The sequence below is a fragment of the Komagataeibacter intermedius TF2 genome (genome assembly GCF_000964425.1).
GTDB classification, from domain to species: Bacteria; Pseudomonadota; Alphaproteobacteria; order Acetobacterales; family Acetobacteraceae; genus Komagataeibacter; species Komagataeibacter intermedius.
In genome coordinates, this window is sequence record NZ_BANF01000063.1 from 1 (window position 1) to 7289 (window position 7289).

The following is a 7289-nucleotide window of genomic DNA, read 5'->3' on the forward strand; positions in this document are numbered from 1 at the left end:
ATGCCATCCTCGTCCACCGTGATGTCGTCCACCTTCAGTGCGGCCAGTTCGGAGCGTCGGAACGCGCCGGCAAAACCGAGCAGAAGAATGGCCCGGTCCCGCGCGCCGACCAGATCATGTGGACTGATGGTATCGACGACCCGGACCAGCCTGTCCCAGGTGAGCGCGGTTTTCTGGCGGGGCAGAGCCTCCTTGGCTTCCCGACGGATGCCGGCGAGGGTTGCGGTCACCATCGGATGGGAAGTCGGCACGGCGATCTGTGCCAGGTGGTGCAGGTAGCGCAGGGCTGCACGGTGCAGGTCGATGGTGCTGGTCCTGCGCCCCTGCAGCGCCATATCGGCCAGATAGGCGGCGACATCTTCGCCGCGGGCGGGCAGGGCGGGCAGGGCATGGCCAGCAGCCCACTGGCACCAGGACCGTACGGCGGCACGATAGGTGCGTAGCGTGTTCCCGGCCTTGCTGCGGTGCATATAGGCATCAGCCGCCTGACGGGCGGTGGCAAGGCGGCCATCATGTTCGGGTACAGGTTGTGCCGAGACGACGGAAAACCATTGCGCGACGGTAGCTGCCGGCTGGCCGACGGGCGCAGGCGGCGCTGCGTCTGACGTCTCGGGACAGGACCCTACAGACTGGAGTGGCCGGAACCAGGCCAGAAAGCGGGGCGTGCCGTCATCGATTTCCAGTCCGACAGCCAGTTCAAACCCCGATGGGGCATCGCCGATATGGTCCTGAGCCATCTGCTGGGCCGCCGCGGCATATGGCACGCCCTGCGCAAGAGGGGTATCCGGGGAATAGGTACCGTCCGGCCGTTCGATCCCCGCCAGAAGCAGGGGCAGGGGCGGGGTAAAGCGCGCGGTCGAAAGGCTTTCCCGCCAGCGTTCCATATCCTGTGTCTTGGCCAGGCGCTGCCGTGTCAGCGGGTCGACATGGGCGTGCAGCGCCGCCTGCGCCTGCCGTTTGGAACCGAGGATCCGGACATCGCTCAGCATGACGGGCTCGCCCGGCCTTCACATGGGTAGTAGGGGAGGGGCAGGTAGGCAGACGTGGTGGAAAAGCTCGGAAACGGACGCATTTTGGGAGTTTTGTCGGGAAGTCTAATTAATAGGAATAAAAGCCCCATTCTATCAATCATCTATTTTATACATCAATTACGAGAATACTCCTAATTAAGGTGCAAAAATATCTTTAATTATGAAAAAATTAGGGGCTGGCATAGGTAAGCCTAAAGGCTTGATATGTCATATGAAAGCACGTCGTCGCAGTCGGCTGCCTCTCAGCACCCAAAAACGCCTTCTGGAGCACTTCGTTGCGGGCACGCCTGCCCGGAGTGCTGCCGAACTCGTAGGCGTCAATCGTAATACAGTGACCCTGTATTACCGGAAATTGCGAGAGGTCATTGCGGAACAGATTGCTCATGAGGCGCCGGTTTCTGGTGAAATCGAAGTCGATGAGAGTTATTTCGGTGGACATCGCAAAGGAAAACGAGGCAGGGGTGCTGCCGGAAAAGTGGCCGTCTTTGGCCTGCTGAAACGACATGGCCGTGTCCATGCCATCATGATTCCCGACGCCGGACATCAGACGCTGATGTCGATCATTCGAAAGAAAGTACAGCCAGATTCAATCGTTTACAGCGATTCCTGGCATGCTTACGACAAGCTGGATGTCTTGGAATTCCATCACGAACGTCTTGATCACAGCAGGCATCTTGCCTTGGGTAGAAACCATATCAACGGCATTGAGAATTTATGGAGCCAGGCGAAGCGGCATCTGCGGCGATACAACGGAATACCACGCAAAGACTTCCATCTCTTCTTCGCCGAATGCGGGTGGCGCTTCAACATTGGCTCGCCTGCAAAACTCATGAAAATCCTCACTCAATGGGCTAAACTGCCCTGGGTTTACCGGAGAGTAAAACTCTCGGAGGATGAACCCTATGGTAGAGAAGAAGACATCGCGTTATTCGCCTGAGTTCCATGAGCGCGCCGTACGTCTTCTGGACGAACATCGATCGGATTACCCGAGTATTTCGGCGGCCTGTCGGGAGATTGGTGGCAAGCCTGGCTGTTCGGGAGACAGCCTGCACGACTGGTGGAAGCAGGCGCGGCGACCGGGCACGCGTCATTGTGCCCGATCTCTCCTGTTTCGTCAGAATGCCGCGTCGATATCCACCACGTTGATCAGCTTGTGGTTGATGAACTCCTTGATGCCAAGACCGATCAGTTCACGGCCATAGCCCGAGTTCTTGATGCCACCGAACGGCAGGTCGGCCTTGGGTGACAGCGGATGGTTGATGAACACCATGCCCGTGCGGATGGCGCGGGCCACCCGTGCACCGCGTGCTTCGTCCTTCGTAAATACGGAACCACCCAGTCCGTAAGGGGAATCATTGGCGATACGGATGGCGTCCGCTTCATCCTTTGCGCGGTATATCTGGGTAACGGGACCAAAGAATTCCCAGTGACGGGCTGCATTCTTTTCATCAAGCCCCGACATGAGCAGCGGCTGGAAAAATGCGCCCTGTTCCGGCACCGGCGCCCCGATGACCTCGACCTTCGCGCCCAGATCCATCGCCCGCGTGACCTGATCGCGCAGGTCGTCTGCCGCTGCCTGTGACGACAGGGGAGCAAGCGTGGTGGCCGGGTCCATCGGGTCGCCCGCCTTCAGGGCCGCAACACCTTCCTTGTAAAGGGCAAGGAACTGGTCATAAACCGCATCCACCACGATCAGGCGCTTGGCCGAAACACAGACCTGACCGGCATTCCAGTGGCGACCGATAACCGCCCAGCGGGCTGCCTTTTCCACATCGGCATCATCCAGCACTATGAAGGCGTCCGCGCCCCCCAGTTCCATAGTCGCCTTTTTCAGCGCCTTGCCCGCAATGCCGGCAATAACGGTGCCAGCCCCTTCCGAACCCGTCAGGGCAACACCACATACGCGCGGGTCGTTCAGGATCATGGCAGTGTGGGGGCGCGCCGCATACAGGTTGCGGAACAGCCCCTTGGGCAGGCCCGCTTCCGCCATCAGTGTATCAAAAGCTGCGGCACACTGCGGCAGGTTGGATGCATGCTTGAGCAGCACGGCATTACCGGCTGAAAGCTGCGGCGCGATAATGCGCACGACCTGATAGAAGGGGAAGTTCCACGGCTCGATCGCCAGCACGATGCCCAGCGGTTCGTGAACCAGGACGGGTCTGCCTTCCACGGCGTTGGCAACCGGCAGTATTTCCGGCTTCAGCAGTTCTTCGGCATGATTTGCATAGTATTCGAAGATCTCGGCAGAAAGAATGACTTCCTTCTTTGATTCCTCGAACAGCTTGCCCATTTCCAGCGTACCAAGACGGGCGTATTTATCAATGTCACGGCGCAGGATGGCGGCAGCCGCGTTCATGACCTTTGCCCGATCGGCAAAGGATGTGTCGCGCCAGCTTTCAAATGCAGCGTGCGCTTCGCTCAGGGCCGTCTGTACTTCCGCGTCCGTCGCATCCGCGAAGGTTGCAACAACTTCGTTGGTATAGGGATTGGTTGATGCGTAAGCCATTTTGGATATCTGTCCCTTAATAAAGTCAGTTATGCCCGGGATACGACGTGTGCCCGTATCCCGGTGGTATTTCAGTGGAAATCAGGCAGCGGCTTCGAGTATCCGGCGGCTGACATCCAGCGTGACATCACCGTTTTCACCCAGATGGGTCATGCCGTGATCTTCAAGCTGCTGAACCAGGTCATTGATGCCATCAGCCCCGATGTCGTAGGCCGACAGACGGGTCGGCACGCCAAGGTTTTCAAAAAATTCCTCGGTCTTGCGGATAACTGCGTCGATCCGCTCGTCTTCCGTGCCTTCGGTCAGGTTCCAGACCCGCGCGGCATACTGCAGCAGCTTGGCGCGCTTTTCGGTGCGGCGCACCTTCAGCAGGGCAGGGAACACCATGGCCAGCGTGCGGGCATGGTCAATGTGGTATTTCGCCGTGATTTCATGGCCGATCATGTGCGTGGTCCAGTCATGCGGCACGCCCGCACCAATCAGGCCATTCAGCGCCAGGGTCGCAACCCACATGAGGTTGGAGCGCAGGTCATAATCTTCCGGTGTGGCGACGATGCGCGGCCCGATTTCCACCAGGCTGGACAGCAGTCCTTCGGAAAAGCGGTCCTGCGCCATGCCGTCGACCGGATAGGTCATGTACTGCTCCATCACATGCACGAAGGAGTCCACGACACCGTTGATGACCTGCTTCATGGGCAGGCTCATGGTGCGCATGGGGTCGAGCATGGAAAAGCGCGGATAGACCAGTGGGTTGGAAAACAGCAGCTTGTCACCCGTGGACTGACGTGAAATCACGCTCAGGCAGTTCATTTCGGACCCGGTCGCAGGCAGGGTGACAACGGTGCCCAGCGGCAGTGCCTTCTTCGCCGCTTCTCCCTTGCTGACCAGAATGTCCCATGGCTCGCCTTCATACGGCACGGCGGCAGCAACGAATTTGGTGCCATCCATGACCGATCCGCCACCGACTGCAAGTAGGAAGTCGAGCTTTTCTGCCCGCACCATGGCCACGGCTTTCATCAGGGTTTCGTAGGTCGGGTTGGCTTCAATGCCACCAAACTCACGGAAGGTCCGCTTGCCCAGTGCCGCCCGCACCTCATTCAGCGTGCCGCTGCGTTCCGCGCTGGAGCCACCATACAGAACGAGCACGCGGGCTTCAGGTGACAGCTGTTCATCAAGGCGTGCAATCATGCCTTTGCCAAACAGGACCCGAGTGGGGTTGTAGAATTCGAAATTCTGCATTTTCATACCTATTGGACCGGTCGTCTACAATAGACCGGTCGTCTATTAAAATCGTGGAACAGGGCACTCTGCCATGCTCCGGAAACTAGATTTCCAGTAGCCGCCTGCTTGCTGCCCAGGCATGATCAAACGGCGGAGAACTGTGGGTAATCTTCACCATAAGCGTCGAACCCAGCCAGAGCTGGTACAGCGACGCCGCCAGCATCAGCGCGGGCTGTGTGCTGCCAATGGACCCCTCTTCCTGTCCCGTGCTGATGACGGCACTGATCCGGTCGATGACCGTACGGGTGCCGACATCGAGAATGGCGCGCATCCGTTCGGACAGGTCCGATACTTCAGCCGCCAGCTTTACGATCAGGCATTTGTTCCCGATCTGCCCTTCGATATGGGTATCGCGCCAGAACTGACAGTAACGGGTGATCCGTTGTGCTGCGTTCGTATTGCAGTCACCAAGGATGTCATCCATTTTTATCAGATAGTCGTCGATATAAGTCTGGAGCAGGGCCTCACCAAAAGCTTCTTTGGACTCGAAGTAATGGTAAAACGATCCCTTGGGAATGCCCGCGACATCCAGTATCTGCGCCAGACCGACGGCCGAGAAACCGCGCTGGCCGATCAGCGGCCGGGCCGCTTCCAGGATGTGCTGTCGGGCAGCGCGATGTTTCTCTGCAATCTTCATGGGAGTGTATATACGGATGATCAGTCAGGGTGTCCAGATAAAAATTAGACTGGTCGTCTCTTTTCTGTCCGCTACCTGTTCCTCAACAAGACGAGGCCAGAAGGGGCGCCCCGCCGCAGCCTTGATGTCCGCTGTCCCGATCTGAACAGCGGACTTTTCGGCTATCCGGCCAGACGGGCCGGATTCCATATTCAGGCTGGTGTATGCACCAGTTTCTTGTTGATGAACTCTTCAATACCCAGCGAGGACAGTTCACGGCCGTAACCGGAGTTTTTCACGCCACCAAACGGTAGGCCGGGTGCGGTCCATGTCGAGCGGTTAATGAAGACCATGCCCGTTTCAATCTGACTGGCGACCCGCTTTCCGCGTTCGATATCGGTGGTCATGACGGAGCCGCCAAGGCCATAGGGGGAATCATTGGCAAGCTCGATGGCCGACTGTTCATCTGGCACCCGGAAGATCATGGCCACGGGCGCGAAGAATTCCTGATGGAAGGCCGGATTATCGTTGTTGATATTGTCAAGGATGGTCGCCTGCAGGAAATAGCCAGGACGCTCAATACGCTTGCCCCCGGTCACCACACGCGCACCGTGCGCCACGGCGTTTTCGATCTGTCCCAGCACCAGTTTCAGCGCGCTTTCGCTGCATAGCGGGCCAAGCGTGGTCTTTTCATCCATCGGGTCGCCCGCCACCAGGTTTTCAAGTGCGGCCTTGAAGCGCGTGGTAAAGGCATCGGCAATCTTTTCATGAACAATGAACCGCTTGGCCGCGACACAGCACTGCCCGGTATTGTTCATCCGCCCCCAGACCGCCCATTTGATTGCAACATCAAGGTCGGCATCATCCAGCACGATAAAGGCGTCGCTGCCACCGAGTTCCATGGTGTTCTTCTTGAGCGCGCTGCCTGCTTCGGCTGCCACGGCCTTGCCTGCGCGTTCACTACCAGTCAGCGCCACACCACGCACGCGTGGGTCAGCCACGACGGTTGCCGACTGTTCGTTGGTAATGAACACGTTTGAATACGTGCCTTCGGGTGCGCCCGCATCGGCAAACAGTTCTTCAAACATCACCGCGCATTGCGGCACGCCGGGTGCATGCTTCACGATCAGCACGTTACCGGCCATGAGGTTGGGACCTGCCACGCGAGCCAACTGGTAATAGGGAAAATTCCACGGCTCGATACAGAAGACGATGCCAATGGGCTGGCTCAGGATCGTGGCCTTGCCGTCATCGACCTTCAGGTCGACGGGGGCGAGGAATTTCTCGGCATTGTCGGCATAGTAATCAAGAATATCGGCGCTCAGGTCTACTTCAGCCTGTGCCTCGCGGAACAGCTTGCCCATTTCTACGGTAATTGGCGTGGCGAATGCATCGCGGTTATGCCGCATGATTTCAGCGGCCTTGTGCAGTATTACAGCACGCTGGGCATAGGTTTTATTGCGCCAGTTCTTTTTATAGGTGGTATCCGCTTGTGTAATGATACCGGCAAGTTGGGCATCCGAATGCAGGTCGAATGTCTTGAGCGTTTCTTCCGTGTACGGATTGATGGACTGGTAAAGCATGGTGAACAGTGGCCTCCCATTTATTTTGTCAGCCAGCCCTTTCCATCTCTGCATGGGGGCCGGATCGGCCCGCAGGCACGTGACGATGTATCAGGATGATGAGCTGTCGGCTGTGTTTGTCTATATACAAATATATATAGACATCGGCGCATGACAAACGGATTCTCGCTCAAGATCGCGTGAAACTCCCTTTTTAGACAGGGTGTTATGCACCGAGTTTAGGGCCTGTTAGGGCTTGATCCAGTCTGCTGCGGCAGCGATGTGGATGACCG

Annotated in this window: 6 protein-coding genes; 1 reads left to right on the forward strand and 5 read right to left on the reverse strand. The window is 57.8% G+C overall.

What is annotated here, in order from left to right; all coding sequences use genetic code 11:
* Positions 1–989 (reverse strand): tyrosine-type recombinase/integrase (locus tag B7449_RS10645; RefSeq protein ID WP_048883605.1); only part of this gene is annotated, 989 nt, incomplete at its 3' end.
* A 253-nt stretch (positions 990–1242) separates the two neighbouring features.
* Between B7449_RS10645 and B7449_RS10650 the strand changes: the two genes are divergently transcribed.
* Positions 1243–1968 (forward strand): IS1595 family transposase, encoded by a 726-nt coding sequence (locus B7449_RS10650; protein ID WP_082084827.1) that lies wholly within the window; start codon positions 1243–1245, stop codon positions 1966–1968.
* A 177-nt stretch (positions 1969–2145) separates the two neighbouring features.
* Here the strand turns inward: B7449_RS10650 and B7449_RS10655 are convergent, their stop codons facing one another.
* The 4 genes from B7449_RS10655 to B7449_RS10670 all read right to left on the reverse strand — a co-directional run bounded on the left by B7449_RS10655 (position 2146) and on the right by B7449_RS10670 (position 7017).
* The gene (locus tag B7449_RS10655; protein ID WP_039733928.1) at positions 2146–3537 is read right to left on the reverse strand and encodes an NAD-dependent succinate-semialdehyde dehydrogenase; all 1392 of its coding nucleotides are present in this window, start codon (positions 3535–3537) and stop codon (positions 2146–2148) included.
* An 81-nt stretch (positions 3538–3618) separates the two neighbouring features.
* On the reverse strand, positions 3619–4776 hold the full coding sequence (locus tag B7449_RS10660) for an iron-containing alcohol dehydrogenase (RefSeq protein ID WP_039733930.1): 1158 nt from the start codon (positions 4774–4776) through the stop codon (positions 3619–3621).
* 85 nt (positions 4777–4861) lie between these two features.
* Positions 4862–5455, reverse strand: a complete 594-nt coding sequence (locus B7449_RS10665) for a TetR/AcrR family transcriptional regulator (RefSeq protein ID WP_039733927.1) — start codon at positions 5453–5455, stop codon at positions 4862–4864.
* Between the two features lie 191 nt (positions 5456–5646).
* Positions 5647–7017 carry an NAD-dependent succinate-semialdehyde dehydrogenase gene (locus tag B7449_RS10670; RefSeq protein WP_039733926.1) on the reverse strand — a complete coding sequence of 457 codons (1371 nt, stop codon included), beginning with the start codon at positions 7015–7017 and terminating at the stop codon, positions 5647–5649.
* Between the last annotated feature and the right edge of the window lie 272 nt (positions 7018–7289).

Coding starts and splice junctions, on each gene's coding strand:
- B7449_RS10650 (WP_082084827.1), top strand. CDS start 1,243: ATGAAAGCACGTCGTCGCAGTCGGCTGCCTCTCAGCACCCAAAAACGC.
- B7449_RS10655 (WP_039733928.1), bottom strand. CDS start 3,537: ATGGCTTACGCATCAACCAATCCCTATACCAACGAAGTTGTTGCAACC.
- B7449_RS10660 (WP_039733930.1), bottom strand. CDS start 4,776: ATGCAGAATTTCGAATTCTACAACCCCACTCGGGTCCTGTTTGGCAAA.
- B7449_RS10665 (WP_039733927.1), bottom strand. CDS start 5,455: ATGAAGATTGCAGAGAAACATCGCGCTGCCCGACAGCACATCCTGGAA.
- B7449_RS10670 (WP_039733926.1), bottom strand. CDS start 7,017: ATGCTTTACCAGTCCATCAATCCGTACACGGAAGAAACGCTCAAGACA.